This is a genomic window from Candidatus Phyllobacterium onerii (genome assembly GCF_028331445.1).
GTDB lineage: Bacteria > Pseudomonadota > Alphaproteobacteria > Rhizobiales > Rhizobiaceae > Phyllobacterium > Phyllobacterium onerii.
On sequence record NZ_JAQMHX010000001.1, the window covers coordinates 654301 to 672306 of the forward strand.

General features: G+C 55.4%; 17 protein-coding genes. 6 read left to right on the plus strand and 11 right to left on the minus strand.

Going from position 1 to position 18006, the window contains the following annotated elements; all coding sequences use genetic code 11:
• Positions 1–1076: 1076 nt before the first annotated feature.
• Positions 1077–1478, minus strand: coding sequence for a GFA family protein (locus PHA01_RS03160; protein WP_271893284.1), 402 nt, complete (start codon positions 1476–1478; stop codon positions 1077–1079).
• 195 nt (positions 1479–1673) lie between these two features.
• Between PHA01_RS03160 and bla the strand changes: the two genes are divergently transcribed.
• A complete protein-coding gene (bla, locus tag PHA01_RS03165; protein ID WP_271893286.1) occupies positions 1674–2564 on the plus strand; it encodes a class A beta-lactamase in 891 nt (296 codons plus the stop codon).
• 386 nt (positions 2565–2950) lie between these two features.
• On the opposite strand, the gene PHA01_RS03170 is transcribed toward bla, so the two are convergent.
• The gene (locus tag PHA01_RS03170; RefSeq protein WP_271893288.1) at positions 2951–3298 is read right to left on the minus strand and encodes a DUF2147 domain-containing protein; all 348 of its coding nucleotides are present in this window, start codon (positions 3296–3298) and stop codon (positions 2951–2953) included.
• A gap of 440 nt (positions 3299–3738) precedes the next feature.
• On the opposite strand from PHA01_RS03170, the gene PHA01_RS03175 reads away from it, so the two are divergent.
• Both PHA01_RS03175 and PHA01_RS03180 read left to right on the plus strand, forming a co-directional pair.
• Positions 3739–4005 (plus strand): sel1 repeat family protein, encoded by a 267-nt coding sequence (locus tag PHA01_RS03175; RefSeq protein ID WP_112527615.1) that lies wholly within the window; start codon positions 3739–3741, stop codon positions 4003–4005.
• 121 nt (positions 4006–4126) lie between these two features.
• A complete protein-coding gene (locus PHA01_RS03180) occupies positions 4127–4363 on the plus strand; it encodes a hypothetical protein (RefSeq protein ID WP_271893291.1) in 237 nt (78 codons plus the stop codon).
• A 54-nt stretch (positions 4364–4417) separates the two neighbouring features.
• Here PHA01_RS03180 and PHA01_RS03185 read toward each other — a convergent pair whose 3' ends face one another.
• From PHA01_RS03185 to PHA01_RS03205, 5 genes are all read right to left on the minus strand, one after another.
• Positions 4418–4945, minus strand: a complete 528-nt coding sequence (locus tag PHA01_RS03185; protein ID WP_271893292.1) for a Dps family protein — start codon at positions 4943–4945, stop codon at positions 4418–4420.
• Between the two features lie 92 nt (positions 4946–5037).
• Positions 5038–7044 (minus strand): acetyl/propionyl/methylcrotonyl-CoA carboxylase subunit alpha, encoded by a 2007-nt coding sequence (locus tag PHA01_RS03190; RefSeq protein WP_271893924.1) that lies wholly within the window; start codon positions 7042–7044, stop codon positions 5038–5040.
• 23 nt (positions 7045–7067) lie between these two features.
• Complete coding sequence (locus tag PHA01_RS03195) at positions 7068–8675, minus strand: carboxyl transferase domain-containing protein (protein WP_271893294.1); 1608 nt, start codon at positions 8673–8675, stop codon at positions 7068–7070.
• A gap of 43 nt (positions 8676–8718) precedes the next feature.
• Positions 8719–9882 carry an isovaleryl-CoA dehydrogenase gene (locus tag PHA01_RS03200; RefSeq protein WP_271893295.1) on the minus strand — a complete coding sequence of 388 codons (1164 nt, stop codon included), beginning with the start codon at positions 9880–9882 and terminating at the stop codon, positions 8719–8721.
• Entirely contained in the window at positions 9848–10504 is a 657-nt protein-coding gene (locus PHA01_RS03205; RefSeq protein ID WP_271893297.1) for a TetR/AcrR family transcriptional regulator, read from the minus strand. Before PHA01_RS03205 ends, PHA01_RS03200 begins: the two co-directional genes overlap by 35 nt.
• Before the next feature lie 142 nt (positions 10505–10646).
• Between PHA01_RS03205 and PHA01_RS03210 the strand changes: the two genes are divergently transcribed.
• Together PHA01_RS03210 and PHA01_RS03215 are read left to right on the plus strand one after the other, a co-directional pair.
• The gene (locus tag PHA01_RS03210; protein WP_271893298.1) at positions 10647–11144 is read left to right on the plus strand and encodes a hypothetical protein; all 498 of its coding nucleotides are present in this window, start codon (positions 10647–10649) and stop codon (positions 11142–11144) included.
• 71 nt (positions 11145–11215) lie between these two features.
• Positions 11216–11593 (plus strand): hypothetical protein, encoded by a 378-nt coding sequence (locus PHA01_RS03215; RefSeq protein ID WP_271893300.1) that lies wholly within the window; start codon positions 11216–11218, stop codon positions 11591–11593.
• Positions 11594–11599: 6 nt separating this feature from the next.
• On the opposite strand, the gene PHA01_RS03220 is transcribed toward PHA01_RS03215, so the two are convergent.
• Both PHA01_RS03220 and PHA01_RS03225 read right to left on the minus strand, forming a co-directional pair.
• Positions 11600–11965 (minus strand): DUF423 domain-containing protein, encoded by a 366-nt coding sequence (locus PHA01_RS03220; protein ID WP_271893301.1) that lies wholly within the window; start codon positions 11963–11965, stop codon positions 11600–11602.
• Positions 11966–12004: 39 nt separating this feature from the next.
• Complete coding sequence (locus tag PHA01_RS03225; RefSeq protein WP_271893302.1) at positions 12005–13105, minus strand: pyridoxal phosphate-dependent aminotransferase; 1101 nt, start codon at positions 13103–13105, stop codon at positions 12005–12007.
• A gap of 171 nt (positions 13106–13276) precedes the next feature.
• Between PHA01_RS03225 and PHA01_RS03230 the strand changes: the two genes are divergently transcribed.
• On the plus strand, positions 13277–13798 hold the full coding sequence (locus tag PHA01_RS03230) for a DUF1236 domain-containing protein (protein ID WP_271893303.1): 522 nt from the start codon (positions 13277–13279) through the stop codon (positions 13796–13798).
• A 45-nt stretch (positions 13799–13843) separates the two neighbouring features.
• Here PHA01_RS03230 and PHA01_RS03235 read toward each other — a convergent pair whose 3' ends face one another.
• Together PHA01_RS03235 and PHA01_RS03240 are read right to left on the minus strand one after the other, a co-directional pair.
• A complete protein-coding gene (locus tag PHA01_RS03235; protein ID WP_271893305.1) occupies positions 13844–14113 on the minus strand; it encodes a hypothetical protein in 270 nt (89 codons plus the stop codon).
• A gap of 670 nt (positions 14114–14783) precedes the next feature.
• Positions 14784–18002, minus strand: coding sequence for an efflux RND transporter permease subunit (locus PHA01_RS03240; protein WP_271893306.1), 3219 nt, complete (start codon positions 18000–18002; stop codon positions 14784–14786).
• Positions 18003–18006 lie beyond the last annotated feature (4 nt).

Here is an 18006-nt window from a genome sequence, read left to right on the forward strand (position 1 = left end):
GGTGGCGAGGTCGATGCTTTTCCATCGTCCGACGCCGCCTGACAAAGTGGTTGGCCGCCAGCCGGAAACCCAGCCGTTGGTTTGCTTTGGCAAACCAACAAGCTTCAAACCCGCTGATCGAATTATCCGCGTTTCGCAGAAACGCGTTCGATCAGTGGGCCGGGTGAATTTGCTCCAAACCCTTCGGGTTTTGGCTTTGTCCGCTGGAAAGGCATCGGCCTCGCCAAACCCCTCGACCTTGAACCAAATTCCCTCCGGCAGGATGATTCAATATGATTGCAAACCGCTCTAAACTCTCTGCAGACTGACGAGGAGAACAAGCCCTATGCCGCCATTTGACGGGTTTCGCCCCTCATAACTTGTGACAAAAGCCACGACAGGACCGATGAGAATGGCAGAGAAAATTAGCGCGCGAAGAAAAAGCAGCGATAAATGGGCGGTTGATTGTATCATGATCCCTTGCTCCCCGTCCGATGCGGCTTTGCATTCTTGGTTTCAAGAAAATGGCTCAACCGGTCTGAATGAAAGCTGATGCGTTCGTTCATCGCGCGTTCAACCGGAAGTGTGATTTCTCAAGTCGTAGGGGGCGCCCGCAGGACTAGTCGAGGCGCGGGCCCGCTATCCAAGCAAGAGAGGCTCTTGTTCGGACGGCGACGAGCGGGAAATGTTTGCCCAACTCCTCAAGCCTATAAAAGCAAAAGGCAGCCATGGAGGGACCACCATGACTGCCTGTCTTTTTGCCTGTGACCAGCGAAGGATCTGTCCAGGCGTCTTGGTCTTGCATTGTTCAATCCAGGCAGGCGACGTACCAACGAATAAAATAGACAATACTTTTTCTATTCTTGGCCTCCCAGAATTTCACTCAGGCTTTGTATGCAGGGAGGATGCACACAAACGACGATGACTCAACAATACAAGATAAAAGAACTTCAATATTCGGCATTTCGAAACAACTACACACTGAAAGCTGATTGATAAGAGATATCGCGAATTTCCGCAATTATACCTTAGTCTAAATCGATTGAATTTCAAGAAAATGGGGTAATCCAAGACGTAACTGGTATTGCGTCAATTCTTCATAAATGACGAATTTCTGCAGGTTGACGCTCCCAATGATCGTGCCTTCCATCCTGGTACTCAACGGGAGCGTTCAACAGCTCGTCAGGCATCAAATCGTCCAGGCAGGCGACGTTTATCGCGTAGAACACACCCATATCCGCTGTTTCACCACGGCCGAAGGGTTTAACGCCACACGTCCGGCAGAAGAAATGGACGATGGTTCGGCTGCCAAACTGGTATTCAGTCAAATAATTTGAGCCGGAGGTTACCCGAAGGGCATTTTCGTCAACAAATGCCTTCCAAAAGCGAGTTTTTGCGCAAAACGAGCAATTACATTTGCTCGTACCCTGATCGATATCGATGTCGGCCTCGAAGCGGACAGTGCTGCAGTGACAGCTTCCGTGATAGGTCTTTTTCACTCTCTCCTCCGATGAATGTATAACCTTATAGTTAAATAACCTGTTGGTTTAATAATAGTTGCGATCACAAAGGTCAAGTTTGCGGTCACCACTTTTTTGAGCCACAAATTTTCCTTGGAAATTGCCATTTCGGATATCAGCTTGCGCCGCGGCGGGAATCCTCGCTGTTTGATTTGTCGGAGATGGAGATGAGAAATGAGTGGTCGTATCACGCGCCGCGGGGCACTGATTGGTTCAATCCTGGCAATACCGGCCCTAGCCTTGTCGCAGAGGTCAATACATGCTGCACCGGAGAGCCGGATGGACCTTGCCGGCGCGTTCAAGGCAATCGAAGCGGAAGCCGGTGCGCGCCTTGGAGTTTCGGCACACGATACCGGCAGCGATAACCGCATCGAGTATCGCCAGCACGAGCGCTTTGCCATGTGCAGTATATTCAAGTTTCTAGCGGCGGCGGCGGTCCTCGCGCGCGTGGATCATGAGCAGGAGCGGCTGGACCGGATTTTCACTTACAAGAAGAGCGATCTCGTTCCCTATTCGCCGGTAACCGAAAAGCATGTCGGCGAGGGCATGTCCCTCGAAGCAATCTGCGAGGCTGCCATTACGATGAGCGATAATACGGCGGGCAATCTCATGCTCGACAGTCTTGGCGGACCCAAGGGACTGACGAAATATGCGCGCAGCCTCGGTGATGCGACGTTTCGGCTGGACAGGCGCGAAACTGGACTCAACGAAGCGAAGCCTGGCGACGACCGTGATACGATCACGCCGTCAGCGATTCTGAAGGATCTGCAGAAGACTGCTCTCGGTGATGCATTATCCAAATCGTCACGCGACCAGCTGACCGCATGGATGCTTGCCAGCAAGACGGGAGACAAACGCTTGCGCGCCGGTCTGCCGAAGGACTGGAGCGTTGGTGACAAGACCGGAACCAGCGACAGCGGCATGGCCAACGATATCGCCGTCATCTGGCCTCCAAACCGCAAGCCCATTCTTCTGGCCGTGTATCTATATGACCCGAATGGCACGCCCGACAGCCGCAACGACATTCACAAGAAGGTCGCCCGCCTGATTGCCGAGAATATCTGAGGGCAAAGGCTTAAGGACAACCCAGCAAGGATAGAGGGGCGATTTATTCAACCCTGCGTTCGTTGCTGCTTTAGGTAAAGCAAGCCTTGTGTTGGGTGTCTTGTAGGCGAAGCAGAGCGCACCGAGCCCGCCGGTGCATTGAGGAGGATGGGCCACCTCAACCATGGCAAAGGCCCTGCCTGTGAGATTATTTGGAGGTGCGCTAAGCGGTATATGCCGTTGCCTAGAATTGAAAAGGACCCGGACAGGCTGGCAGGTCATCGTCCGGGTCCACTTTTCAATAAACTAGGAAAAGGGAGGCGGGTGGAATCCTGCCTCCTGCTCCGACGACAAGATAACATTTTCCGTATTGCAAAGCAGCATCTGATCCTGGCGCTTGAACTCGTCTACTGCCGGGTCAAGCTTTCGCTCTTGCAGATCAGCCCACCCATCACGCATCCGGAGAGAGAGAGCTTGCTCCCGCTGGCCGTCGCCTTGCCATTATAGGTCTTGCCTTCGTCGAGCTTGTTGACCGTGCCCTTGTAAGATCCGTCCTTGCCGGACATCGAACCGATCGATTTGCCTTTGTATTCCCCCGTCAAAACTGTTCCGCAGTAGGAATCCCCACCGCACGAAGAATACTGAATGATCGTTCCGTTTGGCCGCTTCCAAGAGCCAACGATAGGCTCTTCCGCAAGGGCAGGGCCTGCCATGAGGATGAAACCGGCACAGGCCAGCACTATTTTGCGCTTCATACTTTCCTCCCGAAATGCGTGGCTGCACATCATCCACGCATTCCCGCGATATTACGCATACGTAAACGTAATTCAAGGTCGTTTGCGACAGAATTTCGATCCTCGCAGCCATGCGATAGCGGGAAATTATAATCGCTCCTCGCCGGGCAAACCTGTTCTTTGGTTATCAAATGCTTGAAATCGCTCACCTGCATTTTACGGGAATTTTCGACAAATGCCCGCAATTGCTGGTGCGTTATATTTAATAAATTCCGAAATTTACGAGTTGTTTTTGTTTTGTTTGTGCCCGGTTAATCATGCCCTTTAACAGCAATTTCAAGCCTATGCTGCATTCTCGAAAGCATCGAAAGAACACGCCCAACAACAAAACAAGCGGTTCTCAGAAGTCTAACAGGGCTTTCGTCAAGTAACGGTTCGGGTTCAACAAGGGATTTGGTAAAATGGCACGCTTTGATCTTCAGCATACCGATAGTGGACACGCCGGGGGCTCGGCGCAGACAGATATTCTCTTCGAAATGGGAATTATGTACGCAACAGGCCGGGATTGCGCTATCGATCTTGTGGCAGCCCATAAATGGTTCAATATTGCCGCCATCAAGGGGTGCGACCGGGCGGCTGAACTGCGGGCAGAACTCGCTCAGTCAATGTCGAAGCCCGATATCGCTGCGGCCCTGCGTGCTGCGCGCGAATGGATGACCTCCCACTAGAACCGCACACCCATTCTGCACAAAATCCCATATTGTGAACTCAATCACAACGGGATATCGTAATGTTTGCAACCGTGGGTATACAATTGGTTGTCTTGTCACGTATGGAGTATTGCTGTGAGTGCGTATGATTCTTGACAAAGACGGGGAAGTGATGCTTGACGATCTTGAAGGATTGTTATCGAGATTAACGGCTGCTCAAAAGCAGCTGATATTGTTGTCTGCCAAGTCAAAAGCATTTCCGGATAACAATACATTGAACAAAGTTGCCACCTTAGCTCTTAACATTTCAGCAGTTGAAGCGCTTATCGCCGAGGCCCGAGACCAGAAGGCCAGGCCGGTAAAGGCCAATGATTGAGCACTGGAAACTCCAGCTTCGAGAGCTGGAGTTTGTTTCGCTTACTGCTTACGCCTAGACGCCGGCCGGTCCGACACGTGTTGCTTCGAACAGGAACCAGTGCCTGCGTTCTGTCTCATCTATGAAGTTCTCTATGATACTCGTTGTGGCGCTGTCGCCGTGTTCGCTGCACAGCTCGTGAACCTGGCGCAAATAGCCGATGAAGCTCTTATTATCGTCGCGCAGCTCCGCCAGCATATCGTCCGGTGTGACGAAATTGGCATCGTTGTCGGGGATGCGTTGTTGAGCGCTGATCTGTCCAATGGACTTCAACGTCGTGCCACCGATTTTCCGTACCCGTTCCGCGAGAACGTCGGTCATCGCGAAAATCTGCTCCCCGTGTTCGTCCAACAGGAGATGGTAGTCGCGAAAGTGCGGGCCGCTCATGTGCCAGTGAAAATTCTTGGTCTTCATATAAAGTGCAAATGTATCTGCGAGCAGAGCATTCACCGCTCCAGTGATATCGCGTACTGCATTACCGCCTAGATCGCTGGGTGTAGCGGTTGGCGCACGTTTGATGGTCTGCAGGGTTTTTTTAGCCACGGGTCGATCTCCTTGAAGTAGGAAAACTCTTCGATTTGACGCTCGGTCGAGTGCCGCGCTAGTTCTAGCACGCGTTACCCAGCATTTCTGCCTCAATTCTTGGTTGTATCGACTGGTGCTTCCTCAAACCGCACCAAGGGAAAATTTTCTTTGACTTGCGAATTCTCGGACACGATCTCGGCAATTTTGCCGTCATGCGGCGCAGTAATCGAGTGCTCCATCTTCATGGCTTCGAGCACCAGCAATATCTGACCTTTTTTGACCGTATCACCGGCGGCTACCCGCACGGCTTTCACCAGGCCCGGCATCGGGGCCGTAAGCCGGTCTCCGGCGCTGCCTGCCTGTTCAGCGAGCAGAAAAGGATCGGCGATGCTGAACGTCGTTGCCATTCCATTGGCGACGACGGCTACGCCATGCGGTATTGCTATGGTTTTCGCCCGCAAATTGATGCCCTTGCCAGTGAGGTGCCAGCCTTGCGGTTCATGTCGCACGCGCAGTTCAGTCAGGGCATCTGAACCGGAAATCGCATAGCGCTCGTCTCCAAGTACTGACACACCATATCGTACGATCTGCCCAGCCTCTTCCAGCATGACCGGATAGGCCAGCCGGTCATGATGAGTGTAACCTCGCAACGCAGTCCACGGGTCACCGTGGACAGGTCGTTTCAGGAGACCGCTGGCAGAAAGGATGGCCAGTTCCTTGGCACCTGCCGGCGTCGCGACGGGAACGATCAATCCTGCAAGATCGCGGTCGATCAATCCCGTATCGACGTCACCGGCGGCAAATACCTGATGCCGGATCAACGCCGACAGGAATGGCGCGTTCGTGGTCGTACCGGCAATTTCCGTCTGGCTCAGTGCGCTCTCCATCGCGGCAAGCGCCGACTGACGATCGGCGCCGTGCACCACAAGCTTGGCGATCATCGGATCATAGTAGGGCGAGATCGTATCGCCTGCTCGAACGCCGGTTTCGACGCGAACCTCGCCGTCCTGCAGTGCATTGGGAAATGACAGATGGTGCAGCGTGCCGATGGCTGGCAGGAAACTTTTCGCCGGGTCTTCGGCATAGAGCCGCGCCTCGATAGCATGGCCGCTGAGAGGGATTTGCTTTTGAGACAGCGGCAACTTTTCGCCGGCCGCCACACGCAATTGCCACTCTACCAGGTCAAGCCCGGTGATCATCTCGGTTACCGGGTGTTCCACCTGCAGCCGTGTGTTCATTTCCATGAACCAGAAACGGTCGGGCTTCAGCCCTTCCGTGGCATCGACGATAAATTCGATCGTGCCCGCGCCGGAATAATTGATTGCTTGCGCTGCCTTGACGGCCGCACTGGTCATTGCAGCGCGCACCTCTGCGGTGATGCCAGGGGCAGGGGCTTCCTCGATGACCTTTTGATGGCGGCGTTGCAGCGAGCAATCGCGCTCGTAGAGATGCACTACATTGCCGTGATTGTCGCCAAACACCTGCACTTCGATATGGCGTGGTTTGGCGACGTACTTTTCAACCAGCACGCGATCGTCTCCAAAGGCGCTCTTGGCCTCGCGTCGCGCACTCCCCAGCGCCTCGGCGAAATCATCGGGATTATCAACTTTGCGCATGCCTTTGCCGCCGCCGCCGGCGCGCGCTTTGATGAGCACGGGATAGCCGATCTCGCGTGCTTTGGAGGCGAGCACCACCAGTTCCTGCGCCTCGCCATGGTAGCCCGGAACGACGGGGACGCCGGCCTTCTCCATCAATCGCTTTGCGGCATCCTTGAGCCCCATGGCCCGGATCGAGTCTGCAGAAGGTCCGATGAAGACCAGACCGGCTTTCACCACAGCATCGACAAAACCCGGATTTTCGGAAAGGAACCCATAGCCGGGATGAATGGCCTCGGCTCCGCTTTTCAGGGCAGCGTCGATGATGTGGTCGGCCCGAAGGTAGCTGTCCGTGACGGGCGAGGGTCCGATATAGACCGCCTCATCGGCCATCGCCACGTGCAGGGCGTGCGCATCCGCGTCGGAATAGACTGCGACTGTGCCGATACCCATTCTCTGCGCCGTACGGATAACGCGGCAGGCGATTTCACCACGATTGGCAATGAGGATTCTGGAGAACATTTTTGTCATTATTTTCGCTCCCATCACATCCTGAACATGCCGAAGCGCGTTTCCTCGACAGGTGCGTTCAGCGCTGCGGAGAGGGAAAGCGCCAGCACTTCGCGGCTCTTTGCCGGGTCGATAATGCCGTCATCCCAAAGCCGCGCTGAGGAGTAGAGCGGGTGACCTTCGCGCTCATATTTCTCAAGGATAGGTGCCCGGAATGCTGCTTCGTCGCTGGCTGACCACTCTCCTCCCTTGCGCTCGATACCCTCACGCTTGACCAGCGCCAGAACGGTGGCCGCCTGTTCGCCGCCCATGACCGAAATGCGGGCATTTGGCCACATCCAGAGGAAGCGCGGTGAAAAGGCTCTGCCGCACATGCCGTAATTGCCGGCGCCAAACGAACCGCCGACGATCATCGTTACCTTGGGCACCCGTGCAGTGGCGACAGCCGTGACAAGCTTAGCGCCATCCTTGGCGATCCCGCCAGCCTCGTAGGAACGCCCGACCATGAACCCGGTGATGTTTTGCAGGAAGACCAGCGGGATGCCGCGCTGCGTGCACAGCTCGATGAAATGCGTGCCCTTCAGCGCGCTCTCGGAAAACAGCACGCCATTATTAGCGATGATACCCACCGGCATGCCGTAGAGATGCGCAAAGCCGGTGATTAGCGTCGTGCCGTAGTTCTGCTTGAACTCGTCGAATTCCGAACCATCGACAATACGGGCGATGAGTTCGCGCGCATCGTAGGGCTGGCGCAGATCGCTCGGGATAACGCCATAAAGTTCATGTGGATCATAAAGCGGCGGAATCACCTTGCGAAGATCGAGGCCTATCTCCTTCTTTCGATTCAGGTTTCCAACGATACGCCGGGCAATGGCGAGCGCATGCGCATCATCCACGGCGTAGTGGTCGGCAACGCCTGACTCGCGTGTATGCACTTCCGCACCGCCAAGGTCTTCTGCCGAAACCTCTTCACCTGTTGCTGCTTTGACTAGGGGAGGGCCGGCAAGAAAAATCGTCGCCTGGCCTTTGACCATGATGGTTTCTTCCGACATGGCGGGCACATAGGCGCCGCCCGCCGTGCATGAGCCCATGACCACCGCGATCTGCGGAATACCCGCCGCCGACATATTGGCCTGGTTGTAGAAGATACGGCCAAAATGTTCGCGATCCGGAAAGACCTCGTCCTGATTGGGCAGGTTGGCGCCACCGCTATCCACAAGATAGAGGCAGGGCAGATTGTTCTGCAGCGCGATCTCCTGTGCCCGCAGATGCTTTTTCACCGTCAATGGATAATAGGTGCCGCCTTTCACCGTCGCATCATTGACGACGATCATCACTTCCTTGCCCGATACCCGGCCGATCCCTGCAATCAGACCGGCGGATGAAATTGTATCGTCATACATATCCCAGGCGGCAAACTGGCCAATTTCAAGAAAGGGCGAACCGGCGTCGAGAAGCTGTGCTAACCGATCACGCGGGAGGAGCTTGCCGCGCGACGTGTGGCGTTCGCGCGCCTCATCGGTACCACCCTTGATTACCAATTCTGCCTTGGCCCGGATATCACCTACCAGTGCCTGCATTCTCTTTGTATTGGCGGTAAAGGTTTCGGATGTGGTGCTGATCTGGGAGGTGAGGACGGTCATGCGGTCTCCTGTTATCGGCAGTGATTAGGTGCAGTGGTGTGGCTCAAGCGCTCTCTGCAAACATTTCTCTGCCGATTAGCATGCGCCGTATCTCACTCGTGCCAGCACCGATTTCGTAGAGCTTGGCATCGCGCAACAGCCGTCCGGTCGGATAGTCGTTGATATAGCCATTGCCGCCCAGCGCCTGGATCGCCTCGAGCGCGCACCATGTTGCTTTCTCTGCAGCGTATAGAACGCACCCTGCTGCATCCTTGCGTGTGGTTTCACCGCGGTCACAGGCGGCCGCCACGGCGTAAACATAGGCCCGACAAGCATTCGTCGTTGTGTACATGTCTGCCAGTTTGCCCTGCATCAGCTGGAATTCTCCGATCGGTTGGCCAAACTGCTTGCGCTCATGCACGTAGGGGACAACCACGTCCAGACAGGCGTCCATCACTCCCAAAGGTCCACCGGCAAGCACGACGCGCTCATAGTCCAACCCCGACATCAGGATTTTGACACCTTGGCCCTCTTCGCCAAGTACATTTTCGAATGGAACTTCACAGTCCTCGAATACGAGCTCACACGTATTGGAACCGCGCATACCAAGCTTGTCCAGCTTTTGCGCGGTGGTAAAACCCTTGAATTCCTTCTCGATCAGAAATGCCGTGATGCCACGCGAGCCCGCGGCGGGATCGGACTTCGCGTAGACCACTAACGTGCTGGCGTCCGGACCATTGGTAATCCACATCTTGTTACCGTTCAGAACATAACGGTCATTCTTCTTGTCGGCTCGCAGTTTCATCGAAACGACGTCGGAGCCCGCACCCGGTTCTGACATGGCGAGCGCGCCGACATGTTCGCCCGAGCAGAGTTTTGGCAAAAACTTTGCCTTCTGCTCCGGGGTGCCCCAGCGGTTGATCTGGTTGACGCAAAGATTGGAATGCGCACCATAAGAGAGACCGACCGATGCCGAAGCGCGGGATATTTCTTCCACGGCAATCGTGTGTGCGAGGTAGCCAAGGCCGGACCCGCCAAACTCCGGGTCGGCAGTCATTCCGAGCAGGCCGAGCTCGCCCATTTTCTGCCAGAGGTGCATGGGGAATTGATTGGCTCTATCGGTCTCGGCTGCCAGCGGTGCTATCTCCGCCTGCGCAAACCGATGTACCGTTTCCCGCAGTGCCTCGATTTCCTCAGAGACTCCGAATCTTAGGCCCGACTGGTACATTTCGTCCTCCCTTTTTAGTTGTCGCAATCTTCTTGGCGCCAACAAGGCGCAGTCCCATTTCGACATACTTTTCTGCAATCTCGTCGACACTAAGCCTGTCGCCCGTCCGGAACCAGACCATGATACCGGTAATCATCGCGATAATGGCGCGGGTTGTCAGCGCAATGTCATCGATGGCAAATTCGCGAGTATCGATTCCGTCGTCGAGTATGTCCCGAAGGCTGTTCTCATACCGCGCGCGCAATTCAACGATTATGGCCCGGTTTTCCGGACTGAGGCTGCGCAGCTCCATATTTCCAATGTGCACATCGTCCCGTCGCTCCACATGAAAACGGATATGGAAACGAATGAAGGCGCAGAACTTCTCTAGGGCCGTATGAGCGCTGCGGCTCTCGGCTTCCCAGGCGGCAAGCACACGATCCATGTGTCCCCGCATAACCGAAAACAGCAATTCCTGCTTGTTGGGGTAGTAGCGATAGAAGGCCGCGGGCTGCACGCCCACTTCGTCAGCGAGCTGGCGCATCGACATCGCTTCATAGCCGACGCGGGCAATCAAATGCTTCGCAGCAATATCAATTGCGCTGCGTGTCCTTCCGCCATCTGATCCGGTTGTGCGTGCCATGTTGAATTAATAAAACGAACGTTCAATTAATTCAAGAGGCAGGTTGCTAGACGAAGGTATGGATGGAGGTACGGCGGGGATGCATGTACGGTCGGCCAATTGGAGTCGATTTTTATCAATCAATTTTTCCAGAGTGGGTTTTATGTTTGACCGACGCATTCCTCGTCTATTCGCTACCCTGATTGCAGCAATTTTGCTGCCGCTATCATTGACCCTTTCTGCAAACGCCTTGAGCATGAAAGAGTGCAGCGTCAAGTACAAGGCAGCGCAGAGCGCCGGCGAAGCAGAAGGCGTTTCGTGGAGCGAATTCCGTAAAGCGCAATGCACCATGCCCGCTGAGGCGGCTGACAAGTCAACCAACTCCGCACCGACGGAGGCCAACGCAAAGACGACTGAAGATAAGCCAGAAACGCAAAAAAAAGCCGAAGTCGTAGCCAGATCCCCATCCGGAAAGACGACGTTTCCGTCGTCGATAGCCGAAAAATTTGCTGCAGAGAAACCTGCCAAGGCCCGCATGCACACATGCCTTGAGCAATACCACGTTAACAAGAAAGGCGGTACGCTTGGCGGCGCGCGCTGGATCGAAAAAGGCGGCGGTTACTACAAATTATGCAATGCTAAGCTGAAGGGGGAAGGTTAAGGGAGCGGCGGCCATGGCTCATAAACCTACAAGGTTGGAAATCCGCCGATGGCGATGGCACATTTGAAGGTATGGAACATCGCGTCGCATTTCTGGAAAAATCTTTTGGGAAGATGGACGGCAAGCTGGATGTCATCCTCAATGGCATTGCAGGCTTGAAGGAGGATGTTTCAATCCTGAAGGGTGATGTATCAGGTCTGAAGGGAGACGTTTCAATCCTGAAGGGAGATGTTTCAAGCCTGAAGGGAGACGTATCGGGTCTGAAGGAGGGGGTAGCCTATATGAAAGGCAAGTTTGAAACGCTTCCTACGGTTGAATCTTTCGCCGCGTTAAGTCAGTCGCTCGGACAGCTTACTGGTCATGTACATACTCTTCCATCGGCGGCAGCTTTTGGGGAACTCAAGGGTCGGGTAGAGCCCAGGGTCATCGACGCTGTTTTCGGCTGGTAGTGCTAGTCATTCGGAACGCTCGAAGTCCAGTCGGCTGAACGCTGTCCCAGCAATGATAACCCATCCTAAGATGAGTAATGATCCTCCAAGGGGGGCGGCGAAGGGGAAGAGCCTGTCGCCAATTGCGTCCCGGGATATCAGATCACCAATGAAGAAGAACAATCCAACCACCAGCACCCACGCGCCGAAATAGGCTGGCCGACTAACCTTTGCCAAAAGCGACAGCGCTAAAAATGCGGGGGCGTGGATGAACAGGATCGGCGCAATCGTGGCCATATGACCTTCCGCACTATGGGCCGCCGCCGCATAGGCCGCGATACCTGCAGCCCCGAACAGTCCGCCGAGACCGGCAAAAACCCGATTGATTTCCAAGTTATTCTCCGTTTCCAGGTTTTTATCTGGGCTCAGCAGCTACTTTACGGCGGCCAAGGCCTGCGGAAGCTGTCGTTCGAAATAATCGAGTTCTTCGTCAAGGCCGACGCTGACACGGATGCAACGGTCCAGACCCGGTGCCATTGGTTTGCGCACGAAGACGTCGCGGTCGATCAGGGCGTTGAGAATGGCGAGGGCGTATGACCCATCGCGCCCGCAATCGATAGTGACGAAATTGGTAGCAGAGGGAATCGCCGCAAGGTCGTTCTTCGCAGCAATCTGCACGATCCGCTCACGCCCAGCGATAATCCGTGCAATCACCGCCTTGAGATAATCTTGATCCTTTAGCGCTGCGAGGGCGGCTATCTGTGTCAGCTTGTTCATGCCGAAATGGTTGCGGATTTTGTCGAAGGCCAGGATCTGTTTTTCTGCGCCGACAGCATAGCCGCAGCGCATTCCGGCGAGTCCATATGCCTTGGAAAAGGTGCGCATGCGCAGGACATTCGGCCGCGAAACATCGATCCGCGGCAGGGCGTCCGCCGGTGCCGTTTCGCCGTAAGCTTCGTCGAGGATCAGCATCGTATTGTTGGGCAGCGCATCGATAGAGCGTTCGATCTCCGCCGCCGCCCACCACGTCCCCATTGGATTGTCAGGGTTGGAGAAATAGACGAGCGGTGCCTCTTCGCGCTTTACCGCGGCAAGCAATGCTTCGAGGTCCTCGCGATCATCCCTGTACGGCACTGTCACTAGCCGTCCGCCAAAGCCGGCCACATGAAAATTGAATGTCGGATAGGCACCGAGCGAAGTGACGACCGGCGTGCCCTCGCGCACGTACTGGCGCACGGCGAGTCCCAGCAACGTATCGACGCCTTCGCCAACGACGATATTGGCCGGTACAACGCCGAGATGCGCTGCAAGCGCATGCTTCAAATCGAAATTTTCTGGATCGGCGTATTTCCACGCCTCCCCGGCATGGCTGTGTATGGCGGCAATGACTGAAGGCGCTGGGCCGAAGCCGCTTTCATTGGCTCCAAGTCGCGCTTTGAAAGGCCGGTTGCGCTTGCGTTCCAGCGCTTCGGGTCCGACGAACGGTACAGTCGAGGGCAGGGAGTCGATCAGGGGGATCAGGTGCGGTTCCATGTCCCACAGCGATATCAGTTTTTGTGCCGGCGAAAAGCAAAAATTTCGCTCTTTTACGCCGAACTCACAGTTCGAAACGGCGATCACATATTGTCTTTCAGCGGAACCAAACCATTGTCGCGGGGTTTCCCTCCCACTGGGACAAAAAAGGTTCAATTGAGAGGCAGGATAATGAAAAAGGTTTTTATAGTGACTGCAGCGGCGTTTTTCGCCACCTCCGGTCTGGCGATCGCTCAGGATAGCGTTGTCGTTGAAGTGCCGCAGTCTGCCCGGGATTATGTCATCGCGCATCCGGCCGATCCAGTTGTTATAGAGGGTGACTTATCTCAGGGTTACGTCGTACCCGAAACGATCGTGGTGCGGCCAATTCCGGAGAGCCCGGGCTACGGCTACATCTATGTCGATGGCCGCCCCGTGATCGTCTCCATGGAGAACCGCGAGGTCGTCTATCTGTCGGACAATGCTGGGGCTGCGCCCGATGACGGAGCTATTCCGGACGACGTTGTCTCCTACATTGAGACCAATCCGACTGATCCGGTGGTCATCGATGGTGACATAACCATGGGAACGGTCATTCCTGAGGATGTGCCGTTGGTCGCCGTGCCTGATCAGCCGCGCTACTCATACGTATATGTGCAAGATCGTCCCGCACTCATAGAACGTGAGACACGCCGGGTTGTCTGGGTAAGATAATATCTTGTTTGAGGGAGACTTGCCCGCGCTCCGGCGGGCGAGTGTTTACCATCGCCGGTGCCGATAATAACGATGGCGATTGTCATAGATGATCAGCGGCGTATTGAATTGCATCTGTTCGAATTGCGCCCGGCTTGCGGCGCGCCTGTCGAGATCGAGATTGAGCAGGCAATTTGCGAATGCATCGGTCCCACGCCGGAAACCATAGGATGAACAGGTCTGGTTATCGAGCGCCCGCCGCTCTTCCGGTGTCATGGACACACAGCCGGCGACGAAGACCGTGAGCAAAACTGCTAATACTGCCAATGATCTCATGGATTCCTCTGCCGGACCGTCAATTCCCGATCAACACTAGGAATATCACTGAACAGGTTTCAAATATTGGCGCTTGCAGTTGCATCATGTCAATAAGGTCCTGACCATACTGTCCCAATTGCTTGGCAGCTTCAATAGCCAGACTTTGGTTGGATGATAGGATTGGGAGGGAGGCTCACAAAGCCAGCCTCAAGTCGCGAAAAAAACACCGGCAATCATGAGAATAATTATTGCTCCTGCCAGGATCGGCAGGATTGAAAAACCTGTAGGACTGGGTTGAGGCCTCAATACCAATTTGGCAAAGCGAGCAGAATCGTGGCCGCTACCTGGGTGCATATGACAAAAGTGACGAAGGGTATAAACCCGTCACTGATCTTCCGGTTATCGTTTGCTGCGGCAAAGCTCATAAGGACTGCTCCCGATTGGACGATCCTCTGAAAGTGCCGAAGGATCATGATCGTCAGTGCCGAATTTCGGCTTGGTCACGCAACTGTAACAGTTTGAAACCTTTTGTCACTCAAAAAGTTCTAATCCTCGTTCAACTGTGCCGTGATAGCCTTCTTCCGACGATGAAATGCTGCTGCTATGACATAGAGAAAATCTTCAGTTTCAGTGGTTTAGCTCCAGCGGTGCAGAACCTTTGCAGGCTCTGCACCGCTGGTGATTTTTGTTACTCGGCTGGCGTTGCAGCAGGGGCAATCGTGCCCGAATTGTGGCTGGAATCGCCTTCGAAGGTGCTGGCATGGTGGCTCTTCAGCTGTCGATTTCCTGTCATCGCACGTATGAGCACGTAGAACACTGGCGTCATGAACAGGCCGAACAACGTCACGCCGATCATCCCGGCAAACACCGCGACGCCCATGGCACTACGCATTTCCGCACCGGCTCCAGTCGATGTGACGAGAGGTACCACGCCCATGATGAAGGCGAGCGACGTCATCAGGATCGGTCTGAGCCGCAGGCGACTGGCCTCGACTACTGCCTTGAATGGCGTCGACCCGGCAAACTCCAGTTCCCGCGCAAACTCGACGATCAGGATGGCGTTCTTGGCAGACAGTCCGACAAGCACGATCAGCCCGATCTGCGTGAAGACATTGTTATCTCCGGCCGTCAGCCAGACGCCGGTGAGGGCGGCAAGCAATCCGAGTGGCACGATCATGATGATCGACAGCGGCAGTGACAGGCTTTCATATTGTGCCGAGAGAACGAGGAACACCAACAGGATCGACAGCGGGAAGATAAGGTAGGCTGAGTTTCCTGCAATGATCTCCTGATAGGTCAGTTCCGTCCATTCGAAGCCGATGCCGGGCGGCAGGGTGTCGGCGGCGATCTTTTCCACTGCAGCCCGCGCCTGGCCCGACGAGTAGCCAGGAGCCGCATTGCCATTCACGTCGGCAGCGAGGAAGCCGTTATAGCGCATGGCGCGATCTGGTCCCGCACTGGATGAGACGTCGACCAGGGCCGACAGCGGGATCATCTCGCCCGAACCCGATCGTACCTTCAGATCGCCGATATCTTCAGACTTGGCGCGGAAATTCGACTCTGCCTGCATGCGGACGGAATAGGTGCGTCCGAACTTGTTGAAGTCGTTGACATAGACCGAGCCAAGATAAATCTGCAGCGTGTTGAAGATTTCCGGCAGCGATACATTGAGCTGGCGTGCCTTGGCACGGTCAACATCGGCATAGAGCTGTGGAACATTGATCTGATAGCTGGTGAACAGGCCCGTCAGCTCCGGCGCTGTGGCCGCCTTGGCGAGGAACGCCTTGGTCGCGTCGTCGAGAGCCTGATAACCAAGACCATTGCGATCCTCGATCTGCAGCTTGAACCCGCCGATCGAGCCGAGACCCTGGACGGGAGGCGGCGGGAAGACGGCGCTGAACGATTCCTGGATGCCGGATATTTGCTGATTGAGTGCCATGGCGATTGCACCGGCACTCAGGTCGGGTGTCTTGCGCTCTTCGAAAGGTTTCAGAGAAACGAAGACAACGCCGGCATTCGAACTATTGGTAAAACCGGCGATGGACAGGCCAGGGAAGGCAATCGTGCTTTGCACACCGGGTATCTTCAATGCCATGTCCCCGATGCGGCGGACGACCGCTTCCGTCCGGTCAAGCGTCGCTCCATCCGGCAGCTGTGTGAAACCGACCAGATACTGCTTGTCCTGCGGCGGAACGAAACCGCCCGGCACACTCTTGAACATGAACGCCGTCGCGCCGATCAAGATGAGATAAATCCCCATCATGACCGTCTTGCGCGAAATAACGCCGCGCACACCCTTGCTGTAACCGTTGGCCCCCCGCGTGAACACGGCATTGAAGCCACGGAAAAGCCAGCCCAGCGTCAGGTCCATGAAGCGTGTCAAACGGTCCTTCGGCTGGTCATGTCCCTTGAGCAGCAGTGCTGCAAGGGCAGGCGACAGTGTAAGGGAGTTGAATGCTGAAATGACCGTCGAGATGGCGATCGTCAGCGCGAACTGCCGATAGAACTGCCCCGTAAGGCCGCTGATGAAGGCGAGGGGCACGAACACGGCGACCAGAACCAGCGCAATCGCGATGATCGGTCCCGAGACTTCGCGCATCGCCTGTACCGTCGCTTGCCGCGGGGCAAGACCGTTCTCGATGTTGCGCTCGACGTTCTCAACCACCACGATGGCGTCGTCGACGACGATACCGATGGCGAGAACAAGACCGAACAGGCTGAGTGCGTTGATCGAGAAACCGAACAGATGCATCACCGCAAACGTACCGACGATCGATATCGGCACCGCAATTAGCGGGATGATCGATGCACGCCACGTCTGCAGGAACAGGATAACAACGAGAACGACCAGCAGCACCGCCTCAAGCAGTGTATGAATGACGGCCTCGATCGAGGCGCGGACGAACTGCGTCGTATCGTAGACGATCTCGTAGTCTACGCCTTCCGGCATGGTCAGCTTCATCTCGTTCATCGCCGCACGAACTTCGTCGGCGATCTGGATCGCATTGGAGCCCGGTGCCTGGAAGATCGGGATAGCAACGGCGCTCTTGTTGTCGAGCAGCGAGCGTAGCGAATAGTCGGCTGCGCCAAGTTCGATGCGGGCAATGTCGCTCAAATGTGTGATCGCGCCATTGGCGGCAGTCTTGACGATGATCTGGCCGAATTCCTCTTCGGATTGCAACCGACCTTGCGCGTTCACCGTCAACTGCAGATCGACACTGTTCGAGTTGGGCGACGCACCGATGGTACCGGCAGCAGCCTGCACATTCTGCGCACGGATCTCGTTAAGAACATCGGTTGCCGAGAGGCCGAGTTCCGCGGTCTTCTGCGGATCGAGCCAGATACGCATCGAATAGTCGCCAGATCCGAACAATTGCACATCGCCGACGCCGTTGATGCGGGCGAGGCGATCCTTGATGTTGATCAGGGCGTAGTTGCGCAGGTAGGTGATGTCGTAGCGATCATTGGGCGAGATGAGGTTGACCACCAGCATCAGGTCAGGCGAACTCTTGACCGTGGTGATCCCGAGGCTGCGCACTTCTTCCGGCAAGCGCGGTTCCGCCTGCGAAACGCGGTTCTGAACCAGCTGTTGCGCCTTGTCCGGATCTGTACCAAGCGCAAAGGTCACAGTCAGCGTCATCTGGCCGTCTGCCGTCGCCTGGCTGCCCATGTAGAGCATGCCTTCAACGCCGTTGATCTGTTCTTCCATCGGCGTTGCGACTGTTTCGGCAATGACCTTCGGATTTGCACCCGGATATTGTGCCCGCACCACGATGGATGGAGGAACGACATCCGGATATTCCGAGACGGGCATCGTCGTCAGCGAAATCAAACCGCCGAGGAAGATGATGAAAGAAAGAACGCCCGCAAAGATCGGGCGGTCGATAAAGAAATTGGAGATATTCATATCA